Annotated in this window: 2 protein-coding genes and 1 pseudogene; all 3 read left to right on the forward strand. The window is 60.4% G+C overall.

All coding sequences use genetic code 11. From position 1 onward, the window contains the following. Entirely contained in the window at window positions 1-150 is a 150-nt protein-coding gene (locus AC1D3B_RS36155) for an RHS repeat-associated core domain-containing protein (RefSeq protein WP_478195468.1), read from the forward strand. Between the two features lie 451 nt (window positions 151-601). After that, entirely contained in the window at window positions 602-910 is a 309-nt protein-coding gene (locus tag AC1D3B_RS36160) for a hypothetical protein (protein ID WP_478195467.1), read from the forward strand. Between the two features lie 34 nt (window positions 911-944). Next, window positions 945-1,362: pseudogene (locus tag AC1D3B_RS36165) on the forward strand (hypothetical protein); the annotation flags it as partial.

The raw sequence follows: 1,362 nt of genomic DNA on the forward strand, positions 1-1,362 counted from the left end.
GTGACCTTCAACCTTCGATACCCGGGCCAGTACTTTGATCAAGAGTCCGGGCTGAACTACAACGGTCGCCGTTCGTATTCACCGGGCGGCGGGTTCTACACGCAGAACGATCCGATCGGACTTGCAGGGGGTTGGAACAGGCGCACGTAGGTCGATGCAAACGCGCTGAATTTTGCAGACCCGTCAGGGTTGCTGAGAATCTGTTTTGTGCCGGGCGGATGTGTGGACACTTCACCGCCACCGCCGATCGATCTCGACAGGCCCTACGGTAGAGGCGGTACGCCACCGATTCCGGGACTACAGCTTCCTCCTTTCACATTGCCAGGAGTTATCGCGGGAGCGTGCGGTGCGCTGGCTGATTGGATGTTCTCAAATGAAAGTAGTGCGCCAGACCCAGCCTCCGGGAGCGACCCTGATCGCGGTGACTTGACCAAAGCCGGGCGTGCTCAGCAGAAACATGGCGATCGCTCTGGCAGCGCATTTGATCCAGCAAGAGGTACGCCCGCGGACAAGAATGCTCAGGGTCAAAAGACCCTGGATGACATCGTGAATTCGCCAAGTCGCATTGACAAACCCAACCGTCATGGTGGAGTTGACGTTCGTGAAAGTCCAGGCGGGCGCGGCGCGCGATTTGGCCCCGGCGGAAAATTCACCGGTTTTCTTGAACCTTAAAGGACCAGATATGCAAAACGGCAAGTGGGAAACAACTATCTTGAGCGACGTCGACTATGAGAATCTCGTCGCAGAGATGAGTTTCGATGGTCAGTTCTTGGTGCTGTTGGATCGTGAGCAAGGCCGTGATTGCGTGTGCGTTTCTTTTCCTACAAAAGAGGGCAAACAAGGTGCGCGTATTCCGCTCGCTGAGTTCATTGAAAACCTACAGGCGGCTGCAGCCGACCTTTGCCGTTGACGAATATGACGGCGTTGGTGGCCTTCATGTACGAATGGCAAAGGGCAGCCGGTACGACAGGCTGGGCCTGCCCAGCCGCATCGTGGACGCGCTCGGCCAGGCCACGCAGATCGAGCGCGACGCGCTCGGCCGCCCGACGAGCCTCACTTTCGCCGACGGCAAGACCACCACGCTGCGCTACGACCTCAGCCCGTCGAGCATGGGCTACCTCTCCGAGATCGTCGACCGCAGCGGGGTCACCGAATWCACCCGGGACAGCTTCGGCCGCGTCACCTCGAAGCGCCAGACCCTCGCCAGCGGCCTGGTGCAGCARGTGGGCTACGGCTACGCCGCCAACGGCCTGCTCACCACCCTGAGCTACCCCAGCGGCAGCGTGCTGACGTACCTGTGCGACGCCACCGGCCGCCTGAACCAGCTCAACTGGAACGGCGCACCGCTCGTCACCGGCATCG

Source organism: Variovorax sp. P5_A3, assembly GCF_056400665.1.